The organism is Sphingomonas sp. SAFR-052, from assembly GCF_051965015.1.
Lineage (GTDB): Bacteria > Pseudomonadota > Alphaproteobacteria > Sphingomonadales > Sphingomonadaceae > Sphingomonas.
Window position 1 is genome coordinate 114,424 of the sequence record NZ_JBQCMO010000001.1, and the last position, 16,357, is coordinate 130,780.

A 16,357-nucleotide genomic window follows, 5' to 3' on the forward strand; every position below is an offset into this window, starting at 1 on the left:
CGGCATCGTTTGCCGACGCCCCCCTCCACCATGCTGCGCATGGTCCCCTCCCCGCAGGCGGGGAGGAGCTTAAATTAGCTTAGAAGCGGAACGCCGTTCCCACATAGATCGCTTGGCTGTCGCGGCGGTCGGGGGCGATGCGTAGCATGCGTTCGCGCTCCGAGCGGTAGCGGACACCGGCGGTGACATCGAGGTTGCGGGTCAGCTTGTACGATCCGCCCATGTCGAGCGAATAGCCCGACGGATCGGCGATCAGCGCAGGCTGATCGGCGAGCGGACGATCGCTGCTCGCGCCGACGCGGCCGGTGAACTTGCGGCCCGAATAGCTGACGCCGACGCCCATCTGTTCGCGGCTGCCCGGCTGCCCGGCAAGGTCGAGACGGGTCATGTCGCCCGACACCGCCAGCCGCTTCCAGCCGACCGACATGCCAAGATTATAGGCGACCGGATTGAGCGTCTGTACCGGCGCCGCCGCGGCGACGCGATCGGGCAGGCGGTTCGGCTGGATCGTGCGGCTGCGCACCGCGACCTTGACCGAACGGTTGCCGATCACCGCCCCTTCGGACGGCGTGAACTGAAAACCTGGCGCGTTGAGCGCGGTGCGCGACAGCGCGGCGGCGAGCCGCGGATCGGCCGAGGCCGGGGTGAACGAACCGAAAGCGACCAGCGGCATCGATTCGGGATTGAGCCGCTTCAGGACGCGCGGTGCGCGTTGTTCCTGCGCGAACAGCGCAGGGGACGCACCGAGACCGGCGGCGATGATCGCCCCCAATCCTATGCCAGTCCAGATCCTGCTGCCCGTCATCATGTCACTCACTCCCCGCCAATGGCGCTACCACGATTCGGTTGCGCGGCACCACCGGCTCCGGTCGCTTTCCGGCGACCTGTTGCATCGAACCCACATATTTGTCCGACCAGACTCGAACCTGCATCAATTCGGGGCCGCAATCGATCGCGTTCGCCCGGTTCCGCGCCCGATCACCAACCCGCTTGCCGCGTCCGCGCCACCTCCTATAGAAGCGGCGCGAACTGCCTTAATGGCCTGTAGTCAAGGAACCGCTCATGAACCGCCCGCTGCTGATCGCGTTGCTGGCAACTTTTGCCCTGCCGATGGCCGCGTGCAGCGGCGGCAAGGGGCGCGTCGCCGGCGACCTCGCCGCGTCGAAGGTCACGACGATCGGCGTCAACAGCTATCTGTGGCGCGCCAGCCTCGACACGCTGTCGTTCATGCCGCTGACCCAGACCGATTCGAACGGCGGCGTCATCGTCACCGACTGGTACGTCAATCCGGCGACGCCGACCGAGCGGACCAAGGTGACGGTCACGATCCTCGACCAGGACTTGCGCGCCGATGCACTGCGCGTCGCGGCGCTGCGCCAGATCAATCGCGGCGGCCAGTGGGTCGAGGCGCCGGTCGAGGCGGCAACGGTGCAGAAGCTGGAAGACATCATCCTGACGCGGGCGCGCGACCTGCGCCGCGGGGCGGTTGCGGGCTGAGCGACGCGTCGATGACCCCCCGTTTCTCGCCCGCCGAGGCCGATGCACGCTGGCAGGCGGCATGGGACGATGCCCGCACCTTCGTCGCCGACGATGCGTCGACCAAGCCGAAGCGCTATGTCCTCGAGATGTTCCCCTATCCATCGGGGCGCATCCATATGGGCCATGTCCGCAACTATACGATGGGCGACGTGCTCGCCCGGTTCCTGCGGATGACCGGTCATGAAGTGCTCCACCCAATGGGGTGGGACGCGTTCGGCATGCCCGCCGAAAATGCGGCGATGGAGAAGAAGGTCCATCCGGGCCAGTGGACCTATGCCAATATCGCGGCGATGAAGGCGCAGTTGAAGCGGCTCGGCCTCGCCTTCGATTGGAGCCGCGAGTTCGCGACCTGCGATCCCGAATATTATGGCCATGAGCAGGCGCTGTTCCTCGAACTGCTGAAGGGCGGGCTGGTCTATCGCAAGGAGTCGGCGGTCAACTGGGACCCGGTCGACATGACCGTGCTGGCCAACGAACAGGTGATCGACGGGCGCGGCTGGCGGTCGGGCGCGCTGGTCGAGAAGCGCAAGTTGAGCCAGTGGTTCCTCAAGATCACCGACTTCGCCGACGATCTGCTCGCCGGGTTGGGAACGCTCGACCAGTGGCCTGACAAGGTCCGACTGATGCAGGAAAACTGGATCGGCAAGTCGGAAGGGCTGCAATTCGCCTTCGCACCGGTCGCACCGTTCGACCAGTCGATCGAAGTCTATTCGACCCGGCCCGACACGATCTTCGGTGCGAGCTTCGTGGCGATCGCCGCCGATCATCCGATCGCGCGGGCGCTTGCCGAGGGCAACGCCGAAGCCGCTGCGTTCATCGAGCTGTGCAAGCAGGGCGGGACCACCGCCGCCGAGCTGGAAACCGCCGAAAAGCTGGGGTTCGACACCGGTTATCGGATGCAGCATCCGTTCGATGTCTCGATCGAACTGCCGGTCTATATCGCCAATTTCGTGCTGATGGATTACGGCACCGGCGCGGTGATGGGCGTGCCGGCGCATGACCAGCGCGACCTTGATTTCGCGCGGAAATACGGATTGCAGGTCCGCCGCGTCGTTGCCGATGGCGAGAATACCGATCCGGTATTCGAAGGGACCGAAGCCTATACCGGTCCGGGCCGTTTGGTGAATTCCGACTTCCTGAACGACCTCGATGTTGCCGCTGCCAAGCGCGCGGTGATCGACCGTGCGGAGGCGGGTGGCTGGGGCAAGGGCACGACCGTCTGGCGTCTGCGCGACTGGGGGGTGAGCCGCCAGCGTTACTGGGGCACGCCGATCCCGATCGTCCATTGCGACGCGTGCGGCGTGGTGCCCGTGCCGACCTCGGACTTGCCGGTCAAGCTGCCCGAGGACGTGTCGTTCGACATTCCCGGCAATCCGCTCGACCGCCATCCGACGTGGAAGCATGTCGATTGCCCCTCGTGCGGCGCTCCGGCGCGGCGCGAGACCGACACGCTCGACACCTTCGTCGATTCGTCGTGGTACTTCATCCGCTTCGCCAGCCAGCCCGACGACAAACCGTTCGACCGCGCCGTCGCGGAAAGCTGGCTGCCGGTCGGGCAATATATCGGCGGGGTCGAGCACGCGATCCTGCATCTGCTCTACGCCCGCTTCTGGACGCGGGCGCTCAACCATGTCGGGTTGATCGACCTGAAGGAGCCGTTCGCGGGGCTGTTCACGCAAGGCATGGTCACCCACGAGACGTACAAGTCGGCGGACGGCCGCTGGCTGGCGCCTGACGAAACCGAGATCGGTGAAGGCACCCGCTTCGTGAAGGGGACGAATGAACTCGTCACCGTCGGCCGCATCGAGAAAATGTCGAAGTCGAAGAAGAATACGGTCGATCCCGAACCGATTCTCGATCGCTACGGCGCCGATGCTGCGCGCTGGTTCATGCTGTCCGACAGCCCGCCCGAACGCGACCTGCCGTGGAGCGAGGCCGGGATCGAGGGCGCCGAACGCTTCGTCAAGCGGGTGTGGAAACTGGTTGCGGGCCATCAGGCGGGGGGCACCAGCCCGGAAGCACTGACTCGCGCCGTCCACCGCACCATCGCCGGCGTCGCCGACGACATCACCGCGCTTCAGTTCAACAAGGCGGTGGCCAAGCTCTACACGCTGCTGGGCGAAGCGGAGAAGGCGAAGGGCATGTCGGATGCCGATATGGACGCGCTGCTGCTGCTGGTTAGCCCGATGATCCCTCATCTGGCGGAAGAAGCCTGGTCGCAGCTTGGCCGCAGCGGGTTGATCGCCGATGCGCCATGGCCGGTGGTCGATCCGGCGATGCTGGTCGAGGCTGAGGCGACGATCGCGGTGCAGGTCAACGGCAAGCTGCGCGACACGATCGTCCTGCCCAAGGGCATTGCCAAGGAAGACGCCGAAGCGGCGGCGTTGGCGAGCGAGAAGATCGTCCGCGCGCTGGAGGGCAAGGCTCCGCGCAAGGTCATCGTCGTGCCCGACCGGCTCGTGAACATCGTCGCATGATCCGCGCCGCCGTCCTCGCCGCCGCGTTGCTGCTGGGCGGGTGCGGCCTGCGCCCGCTCTATGTCGGCGGCGAAGGCGGCGTGGTGCGTCAGACGCTGTCGGGGGTCGAAGTCGCACCGATCGCCGGGCAGAATGGCTGGCTGGTCGCCAATGCGCTCCGCGACCGTCTGCGCGCCGAGGGGCCGGCGCGTTACCGGCTCGAGATCAAGCTCGACGACGACATTACCGGTCTGGGCGTGCGGCGCGACGATTCGATCACGCGCGAGCGGCGGACGTTGCGCGCGCGCTATCAACTGATCGACCTTGCCAATGGTGCGGTGACGCTCGACGCGACCGCCGGATCGGATGCCGGGATCGACGTGGTCCGTTCCGAATATGCGACGATCGCCGCCGAGCGCACCGCGCTCGAACGGCTGTCGCTGATCGTCGCCGACCAGATCGTGACGCGGATCGCCATTACCCTGCCCAAGTCAGGTTCGTGAAGCTCCGCCCCGAGCAGGTCGCGGCCAAGCTCGACCGGCCCGGCCCCGATATCCGGCTCTACCTGTTCCATGGACCGGACACGGCAGGCGCGCTGGCATTGGCCGCGCGACTGGCGAAAGGGGTGGGCGAGGGGGCCGAGCGTGTCGACATGGACGGCGCCATGCTGAAGGCGCGTCCCGGCCTGCTCGCGGACGAAGCCGCATCGATGTCGCTGTTCGGCGACGCCCGCTGCATCCGTGTCACGGGCATGGGCGAGGAATCGGTCGAGGCAGTGACGCTGCTGCTCGCCGCCGAACGTGCCGGCAATCCGGTCGCCGCGATCGCCCCGACGGTCAAGGGCACTTCGAAGCTGGTGAAGCTGGTCACCGCGTCGCTCAACGCCGTGGCGGTCGCCTGCTACGTGCCCGATGCGGCGCAGGCGGCGAAGCTGGCCGTGACGATGGCGCGCGATCAGGGGCTGCGGCTGCTGGGCGACGTACCCGACCGGCTGGCGGCGGTGACGGCGGGCGACCGGGCGGTGCTGGCCAGCGAGATCGAGAAGCTGGCGCTATACCTCGACGCCGCACCCGACCGGCTGCGCGATGCCGATGGCGAGGCGTTCGACGCGATCGGTGCCTCGATCGCCGATGCCGAACTGGGTGGGATCGTCAGCGCGATGATCGCCGGCGACGCAGCGGCAGCGGCCTTGCCCGAAATGCCCGGCGGCGCGATTCCGGTGCTGCGCGCGGTCGCCCGGCGGCTGTTGTCGCTCGCCGAAATGCGTGCGGAGATCGACGACGGCGAGAGCGTCGACCGGGTGATGGAGCGCCACCGCGTGTTCTTCAAGGAACAGGCAGCGACCGCGACCGCGCTGCGCCGCTGGGACGCGGCCCGGCTCGCCCGCGCGCTCGAACGCGTCCGCGATGCCGAGCGCGCGGCGCTGTCGGGCAGCGGTCTGGGCGAGGTGATGACCGCCGCCGAGGCGATCGCCATCGCCCGCGCGGCGGCGCGCGGCCAATAATCCATAAAAGCATTTGCACGACCGGGATGGCGCTGCTAGGGGCACGCTCCTGCCAGCCAAGGGGCCAGCCCCAAGGTGTTCACGTGCGGTCGTGGCGGAACTGGTAGACGCGCAACGTTGAGGTCGTTGTGGCCGAAAGGCCGTGGAAGTTCGAGTCTTCTCGACCGCACCATTCTCCCCCGGCAGTGGCCGGGGGGAGAGTTACCTTCCAATCAGTTCGATGGGTTCGGCGTTGCCGGACTGACCTTCGGTTGCATCGCGCGTAGCAACTTCATACCGGCCTTCCCTTCGGTCAGCGCCGCTTCCCGCAATGCAATTTCCATGCGGCATATGTCGGCATGTTCGCCCTTGTTCGACAGCGCCTCGACCAGGCGGTTTTCGGACAGGCCGCTACGACGCAACATGTCCTCGACGATCGCACCCGGAATTTCGAACCGGCCGCTGAATGTCGTCGGTCGTTCATCCGATGCCAGAATGACCCGGTGGATCAGCGCGGTCTGTCGTTCGCTGGTTGCGGCGGTCAGCAACTTGTCCCCCGCCGGAAACTGGAAGTCGTTGCATTGGATCGGATCGGTGGCGGCGAAGGCCGTTTTGGCGTCGATCTCGAATTGGGCGATTTCGCGCAGCAGCGCTTCGGGTGCGTTGGCAAGGCCCGACCGGAGGCGCCGCTGTGACAGATCGATCAAGGCTTCTTCTGCACGGCGCTTGTCGGACCCGATGTTCATCGCGTCGCTGGTCGAGCGAATGGCGTCGGCGAGACCCGGATTGACCGCCCTGACCTGCATAAGGCCCATACCGGTCAGGTCGCGAGCGATCTGGTTGGGTTCGGCGACGTAGTTGATCCGGGGTGGCTGGTCGGGAAGAATATTGGGCTGAGGGCTATAAGAAAAGGCGATGCGTAGCCCGGCCACGATCACGAAGATGACGAGCCACACCGACCAGCCGGTAAAGGTGCTGGTGGCGCTGTCGACATCCGCCACTCGCCGCGGCTCCAGCCAGCTTTCGACCATTGGAAAACGATCGCGGATCAGCGACAGGATTTCCTTGCGCGGTCCGTTCGGGTTCCACAGCGGCGCTCGGCGATCGTCGCTGCGATTGAGTTCGACCCAGGCGCGGTGCAGCCGGTGCGCGGGATCGGCGACCAGTTTCGTGAAACGGATCGCCCCGATGCGTTCGACGATCGCCCGCGCTTCCGCCGACAGCGCGTAATCGTCGCGGCGGTCGATCCATCCGAACGTCGCCGCCGCCGGCTCGAGCAACGGGTCGGAGCGAGGGATGCCGGCCGACAACGTCTCGGCGAACCAGCGTTCGGCACTCGCGGCGAAATCGACCTGTTCGAGCCGGGGATCGGCAAGCAGCGCCAGCCCGTGATGCTCGATCGCCGCCAGTTCCTCCGGCGTCGGCGGCGCGGCGTGGCCGGGGAACAGCAAGGCTTCGAACGCGTGGAAATGTCCGTTGATCGCATCGTGAAAGGCGGCGATCTCCGGGTCGGGCTCCAACTTTACCGGTTCGGGCGGCGCGGGCGCCGGATCGAACGCCGGCTCCACGTCGGCCTCCACGCCCGCCAACGCCGCATCCCGCGCCGCCCGCAGTGCCGCGAAGCCGACCGGATCGGCGTCGACATCCATCGCCTTCAGCCGGGCGGCATAGGCCTTGCGGATGGCGCTGCGGTCGGTCGTCGGGTCGATGTCGAGCGTCGCCCAGATGCCATGCCTCACAGGAAGCGCTCGCCTTCGATCTGGTCGAGCGCCGCGCCGAACGCCTCGCGGGCCTGGGCGATGATGCGGTCGTCCTGCGTCGCCAGCGCGGTTTCGAACTGGCCGAGCATATGGCCGATCGCGGCGCGGGTATCGCCGAGGAAGGATTCATACGCCCGCCGCGCCCGTGCCAGCATCGCCGCGTTGACTGCATCGTCGCGCGGATGGACCTTCAGCGCCGCCAGCGCGGCGCGACGCTTCGCCAGTTCGGCGGGGTCGGGTGCGTCCTCGTCGTCGACGATCACCAGGTTGCGGGTCAGCCCGGTCTCCGGCACGCTGACGTCGATTTCGAGCAGCCCCGACGTGTCGTAGCTGAACCGGCATTCAACCGTGACCTCACCCGCGCGGCGCGGGGGGACGGGCACGGTGATCTCGCCCAGCTTGACGTTGCCCGATACGTCGCGCGCCTCGCCCTGATACACGCCGAACTGCACCTTGCTCTGCTGGTTCGACAGCGTCGAGAAGGTCGAGACGCGGCTGATCGGCACCGCCGAATTGCGTTCGATGATCGGCGAGAACAGCCCGGTGCGAAACCCGCCGCGCCCGTCGGGTTCGCTGGTATCGACGCCCAGTGTGAACGGGCAGACATCGGTCAGCCGGATTTCGTCCAACCCGGCATCGCGCGCTAGCAGCCCGGCCTGTACCGCCGCGCCCATCGCCACTGCATGATCGGGATGGACGGTGGTCGCTGGAAACCGCCCGAACATCCGCGTGACCGCGCGGCGCACGATCGGCATCCGCGTGGCCCCCCGACCAGCACGACTTCGGACAGGGTGGCAGCGGCGATGTTGCTGTCGCGCAACGAGCGCAGTACGGGTTCGCGGATGCGCTGAAGCAGGCCGCCGGCGGCTTCCTCGAACGCACTGGCGCTCACCGGCACGGTCAGCGCGGTATCGCCGATAGTGACGCTGAAGTCGGCGCCGTCCTGCTCGCTCAGCGCCCGGCGGCAGCGTTCGGCGGCTTGCGTCAACAGGCCGGTGGCGCGGTCGGGCGGCAGCTTCGCCAGCAACCCCTGCGGATCGAGCGTCGTGCGGGCCAGCGCGATCAGGCAGTCGTTGAAATCGTCGCCACCCAGCCGGTTGTCGCCGGCCGAAGCGCGCACCTCGATCACCCCGTCGAACATCTCGACGATCGACACGTCGAACGTTCCGCCCCCCAGGTCGAAGACGAGGAACGGTTCGTGATCGGCCCGGTCGGCGATGCCGAACGCGAGCGCGGCGGCGGTCGGTTCGTTGATGAGCCGCCGGATCGGCAGCCCGGCCAGTTCGCCCGCTCGCCGCGTCGCCTTGCGCTGACGATCGTTGAAATAGGCAGGGACGGTCACGACCGCTTCGGTGACCGTTTCGCCGGTAAACGCCTCGGCATCGCGCTTCAGGCTGGCGAGGACCAGTGCCGACAGCGCCTCGGCATCAAAGTCGCGCCGGGCCAGCTTCACCGTTTCGCGCGTGCCGATGCGCCGCTTGAAACTGGTGACGGTGCGGTCGGGATGGGTCGCCATCCGGTCGCGCGCCGCCTGCCCGACCAGCACCGCATCGTCGTCGCCGATGCTGACGGCGGACGGGGTCAGGTAATCGCCCAGCGCATTGGGGACCATCACCGGCGCATCGCCCCGCCAGATCGCGCACGCGCTGTTGGTCGTCCCCAGATCGATGCCGACGATCATGCCTGTCCCCCTTGGTATACGCCGACAGGGTGTAGCGCGTCGGCTTCGTCAGGCAACGGGGGGGCGATCCTCCCTTGGGACGATCGGTGCGATCAGAATTCGGCGACCTTGCCCCATGCCGACTGTTCGAACCGGTCGGGATGATAGGGTTTGGGGTCGACGATCGGTTCGGCGCCGCTGACGATATCGGCGATCAGATGCCCCGCGCCCGGCCCGATGCCGAAGCCATGGCCGCTGAACCCCGAAGCAAGGACGAGACCCGGCAGGCTCGCCATCTCGCCGATGCCGGGGACGCCATCGGGGGTGCTGTCGACATAGCCGGCCCAGGCGCCGGTCACCGCCCGCTCGGCCATTTTGGGCATCAGGGCGAGTGCGCGGGCATGGGTGCGCTTGACCGCCGCCGCGTCGGGGGTCGGGTCGAGGATGCGCATCCGTTCCATCGGCGTTGGCCGGTCGAGCTTCCAACGCTTCACCGTCTCATGGCCCGACTGCACGCCTTCCAGCCCGCCGGGCGACAGCTTGCGCCAGCGCCGTAGGAACATCGGCAGGAACTGGGTCGAAAAGCGCAGGAATTGCGGCGTCGGATCAACCTTGCCGCTGCCGCTGATCGACAGGGTATAGCCGCCGTCGCCGCGCTTGGTCATCGAGATGAATTCGCTGTGCATCGCCGGCGGGAAGATTTCCTCGCCCGGCCCGACCGACATCACGGTCTGGCGGATCGTCGCTTGCGGGAAGCGGATGCCATATTGGTAGCAGAAGGAAGACGCCCAGGCGCCGGCTGAGAGCACCGCAATTTTCGTGCGGATCACGCCTTTCTCGGTAACGACGCCCGACAGCCTACCGCCCTCGGTCTCCAGCCCGCGTACCGCGCAATCCTGATGCACCGTACCGCCCAGCGCCAGGATCGCGCGGGCGACGGCGGGTGCGGCCTTTGACGGGTCGGCGGTGCCGTCAGTGGGGGAGAAGACGCCGCCCTTCCAGCCCTTGTTGCTGAACCGGCCGCGTTCGGTCGCTTCGGCGGCGGACAGCATGTTGGTGGTGACCCCGGCGGTCTTCGCGAAGTCGCGCCAGCGCGCCCAGCCGGCGATCTCGGCCTCGTTATCGCTCAGATACAACAGGCCGCAGCGGCTGAACCCGGTATCCTCGCCGGTATCGGCGGCGAACTGTTCCCACAGGTCGAGCGCCTTGGTCGCCATCGGCAGTTCGCGTGCGTCGCGGTTCTGTTGGCGGCACCAGCCCCAGTTGCGGCTCGATTGTTCGGCGCCGATCCGCCCCTTTTCGACGAGCGCGACCTTCAGCCCGCGTTTGGCGAGATAATAAGCGGTGAAGCTGCCGATGATGCCCCCGCCGATGACCACGACATCGGCGGTTTCGGGCAGATCGGGGGTCGAATCGACCAACGTCAGCGGTGCGGGCATGCGGAAAGGCTCCAATCGATCGGGGCAGGGCGCTCAGAGATATTTGAGCCAGCGAATGTCCTTGCGGCGCTTCTTCAGGTTCGAGAACCAGCGCGTGGGGATATAGAGCGGCACGATCAGCGCCAGCCACATCAGCCAGATCCAGCCGAGTGAGGGCAGGCCGAACACCTCGCCATGGTTCGCGCCCCAGATCGACAGCGCGATCAGGTACAGGGTGCGCAGCACATAAAGGTGAAGCAGATAGAAGAACATCGGCGCACCGCCCAGCACCGCCAGCCAGCCGGTGACCCGCGCATCGGCGATCCGATCGAACAGCGCGAGCAGCAGCAGGCCGAAGCCGAGCGTCGCCAGCACATAGAGCAGCGACGGCGGATATTTGGTGAGCGCGAGGAAGCTCATCACCGTGCGTAGCGGCGATCCCGGCACCACGAACCACGGCGTGTCGCCATAGACATTGGCAAGGCGCAGCACGACGAAGCCGGCGAGCATGGCGAGGCCGGTCAGCACCAGCCGCCGCTGCCGCGTGGCGACGTCCACCCGCGCGAACCATGGTCCGATCGTCCAGCCGAGACAGATGACCCCGATCCACGGCAGCAAAGGATAGCTGAACCGGATCGGCAGGCCGCCGAGCGTGATCGTGCCGCGTTCGTGCAGCAGCGACCAAAGAGCGTAGAAGGGATGTTCGGGCGGCAGCACGATCGGATCGAACAGATTGTGCCCGGCGACGATCGCCACGCCGATCGCGGCGATAGCGGCATGCGGAAGGCGGATCAGCCCGGCGAGCACGATCATGCTGAGCCCGATCGCCCAGATGACCTGCAGATAGACGATCGTCGGCGGGAATTCCGCGCGCCACTGGAAATTGACGACGGTCAGTTCGAGCAGGACGAGGAACAGGCCGCGCTTGAGCAGGAAGGCGGTCGTCTCCGCCTTGCTGTGCTTCTGCGCATAGAGATAGGCGCCGAGACCGGTCAGCGCGACGAAGACGGGTGCGCAGATCTGGCTGGTCAGGCGGCTGAAGAAACTGTCGGGCGAAACCGTCAGCGCATCGACCGGATCGCCGATCGGCACCCACAGGAAAAAGCCCTCGCGCACATGGTCGAGCAGCATCAGCACCATCACGAAGCCGCGCAGCGCATCGATGCTGATGAGCCGCGCCGCGGCCACGGGCTTCGCCGCCGCCGGGAGCGGGGCGGTTCGCCCGGAAAAGGCGCGGTCGGTCGGGATGCTCGCCATGGGAAACTCCACCGATGAAAGGGTCAGTCGCGCGGTAGCAGCGCGACCGCGTCGATTTCGACCAGAAAGCCGTAATGCAGTTCGGGCACCGGCACGACGGTACGCGCCGGACGTGCCTGCCCCAATTTTTCGGCATAGATGCCGTTAAAGCGCGGCCAGTTGTCGACGCCGACGATATAGGCGGTGACGCGCGCGAGGTTGGCGGGGCTGCCCCCGGCGGCGGTCAGGATCGCCAACATATTGTCGATCGCCTGCGCCGCCTGTGCCTCGAACGGCAGGTCGTCGAGCTTCGACCCGTCCGCGCGGATCGGCAGCTGGCCGGAGATGTACAGGTGATCGCCCGCACGCACTGCCTGCGCATAATGGCCGGCGGGGGCGGGGGCGTCGGCAGTCAGCACCGGACGGATCGTCACATCCGTCATTTCACCACCCCCCGAAGCGCGACCAGGTCGCCGCAATCGCCGGATCGGCGCCATGAACGACATGATAGGCGGGATGCTGCGCGCCGGTCGAACAGGCATGGTTGGGCAGCACCCGCACCCGGTCGCCGATGGCGAGCGGCGGCAGCGTGCCGTCCGATCCCGGGCGCACGGTGATGATGCCATGTTCCTGATTGGCATCGGCGAGGATCAGGTCGGGGTAGGGCGTGCCGTCCGGGGCGCAGACCATGCCATAGCCCTGATCGACCGGCTGCCTAGCGGTGCCGCGGTCGCGCGACATCGCCATCCAGCCGGCATCGATCAGGATCCAGCCCTTTTCCTTCTGGAAACCGATCACCGTGCCCAGCACCGACAGCGCGATATCGTCAATCGCGCATACGCCGATGCCGTGCATGACCAGATCGAAGAACACGAACACGCCCGCGCGCACCTCGGTCACGCCGGTCAGATCGGTGGCGAAATGTGCGGTGGGGGTCGATCCGACGCTGACCACCGGACACGGCAGACCGGCATCCTTGAGCGTCGTCGCCGCATCGACCACGCTCTTGCGCTCGACCTCGGCATAGCGGCGCAGTTCGTCCGGGGTGCGTGCGGCATAGCTGCCGCCGGCATGGGTCATCACCCCGCGCAGCTCGCCACCTTCGACCAGCGCCCGACCGATCGCCAGCAGCGCGTCGCGGTCGCCTGGCAGCACGCCCGAACGGTGGCCGTCGCAGTCGATCTCGATCAGCGCCGGGATGGCGGTGCCCGCCGCGCGCGACGCCGCCGCCACCGCCTGTGCCTGTTCGACGGTGTCGAGCACCACCGCGATATCGACGCCGCGCGCCCGCAGCGCCAGCACGCGGGGCAGCTTGTCAGGCGGGATCCCGACCGCATAGATCAGGTCGCGCACGCCCGCATCGGCGAACTGCTCGGCCTCCTTCAGCGTCGATACCGTCGCCGGTCCCTCTGGGCCGTCCATCAGCCGCTGGGCGACCTCGACCGACTTGCCGGTCTTCAGATGTGGGCGCAGCGTCACCCCCAGCGGCGCCAGATGCGCGCGCAACCGGGCGATGTTGCGGTCCATCCGGTCGGCATCGAGGATGAGGCACGGCGTTTCTACCGATGCCAGCGTTGCCGGTTCGCTGCTCATGCCAGGATCGCCTTCGTTTCCAGATATTCCTCGAAGCCATGGACGCCATATTCGCGGCCATTGCCCGATTGCTTGTAGCCGCCGAACGGCGCGTGCGCGGTCCATTTCGGCGAATTGATATGGACCTGTCCCGCGCGGATGCGCCGCGCGACCGCCTGTGCCCGCGCCGGATCGCCCGACTGGACATGCGCGCCCAGGCCATAGACGGTGTCGTTGGCCAGCGCGACGGCGTCCGCTTCGTCGGCATAGGGCAGGATGCACAGCACCGGCCCGAAAATCTCCTCACGCGCGATCCGCATGGTCCGGGTCACCCCCGAAAAGATCGTCGGACGGACATAATAGCCGCGATTGAGATCGGCGGGGCGGCCGGGACCGCCGCAGACCAGCGTCGCCCCCTCGGCCATGCCCGCCTCGATCATCGCCTGCACGCGCGCGTACTGCGCGGCGTTGGCGATCGGGCCCATCGTCGTCGCTTCGTCGGTCGGCGGGCCGACGCGCCACTCGCTGGCCGCCTGCGCGGCCAATGCCTCGACCTCGGCCAGCCGGGCGGCGGGGATCAGTATCCGTGTCGGCGCGCTGCACGACTGGCCGACGTTGCGCATGCCGGCCATGACGGCACGCGGCACGGCGGCGGCGAAATCGGCATCGTCGAGGAACAGGTTGGGCGACTTGCCGCCCAGTTCCTGCACCACACGCTTGACGGTCACCGCCGCCGCCTGCGCCACCAGCACGCCCGCACGGGTCGATCCGGTGATCGAGATCATCGCGACATCGGGATGTGCCGACAGCGCCGCCCCGACCGCTTCGCCGGTGCCGTTGACCAGATTGAACACGCCCGCCGGCAGCCCGGCATCGTGCACCACCTCGGCGAACAGCAGCGCGCTGTAGGGTGACAACTCGCTAGGTTTCAGCACCACCGGGCAACCGGCGGCGATGGCCGGCGCGACCTTTGCCATGATCTGGTACAGCGGCCAGTTCCATGGCGTGATGAGCGCGCACACGCCGATCGCTTCCTTGACGACCGTAAAGCCGTCATCCGGGCGTTCGAACCGATAGGTGCGCAGCACGTCGATCTGCGCGCGGACATGGCCGATGGCAAAGGGCACCTGCGACGCGCGGGCAAAGCCGATCGCCGCGCCCATTTCCAGCGCGATCGCCTGCACGAAAGCCTCGGCGCGTTCCTCCATCAGCGTCGCGATCCGCTCCAGCAGTGCGATCCGCTCCGCGACGGGCAATACTGCAAAGGCATCGAACGCCCGCAGTGCCGCCGCCACCGCCCGGTCGACATCGGCGGCCGAGCCGGCGGCGATCGTGCCGATCTGCGTCTCGGTCGCCGGATCGATCACGGCGATGCGCGGCGCGTCGCCGACCGGATAGCACCAGCCGCCATCGATGTAGAATTGTCCCGACCTGTCGCCCGTCATGTCCATCCCGTCCAGTTGTCCGTCGCCCGGTGCGGGCGGCAGGACCAGAGGCCGTCTCATATCCGCGACTCTAGGAGCAAGTCCGCGGCAGACGCTTTCGAAAACGGTGCGCAAAACGGCATTCCGACAGCGGGCAGGCGGCATCGCCAGCCATATCCGCTCGTGTCACGCGATTTTCTGCCGCAGCGATGCCCATGGATTGCGCTCCTGCCCGACGCCGGCAGCGTACAGGCTCGGCATTTTATGCCGGACGATCGGCAACGTCGTTCGCTTCGCGGCATCCGGTCGGGCAAAACAAGCAATTCTGCCGCACTGTCGCCGCCAATATCGCGACCGTTCTTCACTGGCTTTGCAAAAGGGGGCCGACGTGCTTCGTCCTAAATATATCACGTTCGATTGCTATGGCACGCTGATCTATTTCGAGATGGCGCCGGTCGCCCGCCGCATCTACGCCGATCGCGTCGCCGAAGCCGATCTGCAGCGCTTCACCGACGACTTCTCCGCCTATCGCCTCGACGAAGTGCTCGGCGCATGGAAGCCGTATCGCGACGTAGTGGAGGGCGCGCTGCGCCGGACCTGCAAGCGCTGGAACATCGAATATCGCGACAGCGATACGGCCGACGTCTATGCCGCCGTGCCGACCTGGGGCCCGCACCCCGACGTCGTCGAACCGCTCAAGCGCGTCGCAGCCGAATATCCGCTGGTCATCCTGTCGAATTCGATGGTCGACCTGATCCCGCCCAATGTCGAAAAGCTGGAGGCGCCGTTCCACGCCGTCTACACCGCCGAGGAGGCGCAGGCGTACAAGCCGCGGATGCAGGCGTTCGAATATATGTTCGACCAGCTCGGCTGCGGACCCGAGGACGTGCTCCACGTCTCGTCCAGCTTCCGCTACGACCTGATGACCGCCTATGACATGGGCATCAAGGACAAGGCGTTCGTCAATCGCGGCCACGAACCGCTCAACGCCTATTATCAGGTCAACGAAATCCCGAGCATCGCCGGCTTGCCGGGGCTGGTCGGGCTGTGAGCGTGGCGAGCAGGGTCCGTTCGTTCGTCGACCTGCGCGCCTTTGCCGATATGGCACAGGCGCCCGCCACAGGCGACTATAGCACGGCGCGGGCGGCATTGCCGCTCGCGGACGGGCCGTGCAGCGTCGACTTGGTGGTGCTTGATGGCGGGGCGGGCTCGGTCGCCGGGCTGCCGGGCGACGAATTCGTGATCGTGGTCGAAGGATCGCTGCGCATCGGCACGACGACGCTGGTCGCCGGGCGCAGCGCGGTCATCCCGTCCGGCGTCGCGTTCGACTGGCAGGCGGCACCGGCCACCCGCGCGCTGGCGATGCGCTATGCGATCGAAACGCCCGCCACCGATACGATAGTGCCGATCGACGAGGATGCGGCGCTGACCCCGTCCAACCCGCCGCTCGCCGAGCTGCTGGTCGGGCCGACGCCGTCGTGTCGCAACTATACCGACTATTTGTCGAACGACGGCGTGTTCATCTGCGGGACGTGGGATTCGACACCCTATCACCGCGTCGCGATGCGCTATCGCCATCATGAGCTGATGCATCTGCTCGAAGGCAGCGTCACCTTCGTCGACGAGGCCGGTGCCAGCGCCACCTTCGCGACCGGCGACATCTTTCTGGTCGAACATGGCGCAACGTGTTCGTGGGACAGCCGCGAACAGGTGAAGAAGGTCTATGCGATCTGGCGGCCGGCGGTGGCTTGATCCGACGTTGACGTCACCGTGCCCCCGCCTGTGCGGGGGCACGCTCGTTCACCGGGA

General features: G+C 67.1%; 13 protein-coding genes, 1 tRNA gene and 1 pseudogene. 7 read left to right on the plus strand and 8 right to left on the minus strand.

The window, feature by feature from the left end:
- Window positions 1-79: 79 nt before the first annotated feature.
- Window positions 80-808: a hypothetical protein gene (locus ACTHQV_RS00535; RefSeq protein WP_440487839.1), complete on the minus strand. Its 729-nt coding sequence runs from the start codon at window positions 806-808 to the stop codon at window positions 80-82.
- Window positions 809-1,062: 254 nt separating this feature from the next.
- On the opposite strand from ACTHQV_RS00535, the gene ACTHQV_RS00540 reads away from it, so the two are divergent.
- The 5 genes from ACTHQV_RS00540 to ACTHQV_RS00560 all read left to right on the plus strand — a co-directional run bounded on the left by ACTHQV_RS00540 (window position 1,063) and on the right by ACTHQV_RS00560 (window position 5,671).
- On the plus strand, window positions 1,063-1,497 hold the full coding sequence (locus ACTHQV_RS00540; protein WP_440487840.1) for a DUF3576 domain-containing protein: 435 nt from the start codon (window positions 1,063-1,065) through the stop codon (window positions 1,495-1,497).
- Between the two features lie 11 nt (window positions 1,498-1,508).
- On the plus strand, window positions 1,509-4,016 hold the full coding sequence (gene leuS / locus ACTHQV_RS00545) for a leucine--tRNA ligase (protein WP_440487841.1): 2,508 nt from the start codon (window positions 1,509-1,511) through the stop codon (window positions 4,014-4,016).
- Entirely contained in the window at window positions 4,013-4,498 is a 486-nt protein-coding gene (gene lptE / locus ACTHQV_RS00550; RefSeq protein ID WP_440487842.1) for an LPS assembly lipoprotein LptE, read from the plus strand. The genes leuS and lptE overlap by 4 nt, the downstream gene beginning before the upstream one ends.
- Window positions 4,495-5,499: a DNA polymerase III subunit delta gene (gene holA, locus ACTHQV_RS00555; RefSeq protein WP_440487844.1), complete on the plus strand. Its 1,005-nt coding sequence runs from the start codon at window positions 4,495-4,497 to the stop codon at window positions 5,497-5,499. Before lptE ends, holA begins: the two co-directional genes overlap by 4 nt.
- An 85-nt stretch (window positions 5,500-5,584) precedes the next feature.
- Window positions 5,585-5,671: transfer RNA gene (locus ACTHQV_RS00560), tRNA-Leu, on the plus strand.
- Window positions 5,672-5,711: 40 nt separating this feature from the next.
- Here the strand turns inward: ACTHQV_RS00560 and ACTHQV_RS00565 are convergent.
- From ACTHQV_RS00565 to ACTHQV_RS00595, 7 genes and pseudogenes are all read right to left on the minus strand, one after another.
- Window positions 5,712-7,217: a hypothetical protein gene (locus ACTHQV_RS00565; RefSeq protein ID WP_440487845.1), complete on the minus strand. Its 1,506-nt coding sequence runs from the start codon at window positions 7,215-7,217 to the stop codon at window positions 5,712-5,714.
- Window positions 7,214-8,919: pseudogene (locus ACTHQV_RS00570) on the minus strand (Hsp70 family protein). Before ACTHQV_RS00570 ends, ACTHQV_RS00565 begins: the two are co-directional and overlap by 4 nt.
- 92 nt (window positions 8,920-9,011) lie before the next feature.
- Window positions 9,012-10,337: an NAD(P)/FAD-dependent oxidoreductase gene (locus tag ACTHQV_RS00575; RefSeq protein WP_440487846.1), complete on the minus strand. Its 1,326-nt coding sequence runs from the start codon at window positions 10,335-10,337 to the stop codon at window positions 9,012-9,014.
- A 33-nt stretch (window positions 10,338-10,370) separates the two neighbouring features.
- Window positions 10,371-11,573 carry a DUF1624 domain-containing protein gene (locus ACTHQV_RS00580; RefSeq protein ID WP_440487847.1) on the minus strand — a complete coding sequence of 401 codons (1,203 nt, stop codon included), beginning with the start codon at window positions 11,571-11,573 and terminating at the stop codon, window positions 10,371-10,373.
- 23 nt (window positions 11,574-11,596) lie between these two features.
- Window positions 11,597-11,995: a RidA family protein gene (locus ACTHQV_RS00585; protein ID WP_440487848.1), complete on the minus strand. Its 399-nt coding sequence runs from the start codon at window positions 11,993-11,995 to the stop codon at window positions 11,597-11,599.
- Window position 11,996: 1 nt separating this feature from the next.
- On the minus strand, window positions 11,997-13,145 hold the full coding sequence (locus tag ACTHQV_RS00590; RefSeq protein ID WP_440487849.1) for a DSD1 family PLP-dependent enzyme: 1,149 nt from the start codon (window positions 13,143-13,145) through the stop codon (window positions 11,997-11,999).
- A complete protein-coding gene (locus ACTHQV_RS00595) occupies window positions 13,142-14,569 on the minus strand; it encodes an aldehyde dehydrogenase family protein (protein ID WP_440488296.1) in 1,428 nt (475 codons plus the stop codon). The genes ACTHQV_RS00590 and ACTHQV_RS00595 overlap by 4 nt, the downstream gene beginning before the upstream one ends.
- A 367-nt stretch (window positions 14,570-14,936) precedes the next feature.
- On the opposite strand from ACTHQV_RS00595, the gene ACTHQV_RS00600 reads away from it, so the two are divergent.
- Window positions 14,937-15,599: a haloacid dehalogenase type II gene (locus tag ACTHQV_RS00600; protein ID WP_440487850.1), complete on the plus strand. Its 663-nt coding sequence runs from the start codon at window positions 14,937-14,939 to the stop codon at window positions 15,597-15,599.
- Window positions 15,600-15,601: 2 nt separating this feature from the next.
- Window positions 15,602-16,300 (plus strand): cupin domain-containing protein, encoded by a 699-nt coding sequence (locus tag ACTHQV_RS00605; protein ID WP_440487851.1) that lies wholly within the window; start codon window positions 15,602-15,604, stop codon window positions 16,298-16,300.
- The last annotated feature ends 57 nt before the right edge of the window (window positions 16,301-16,357 follow it).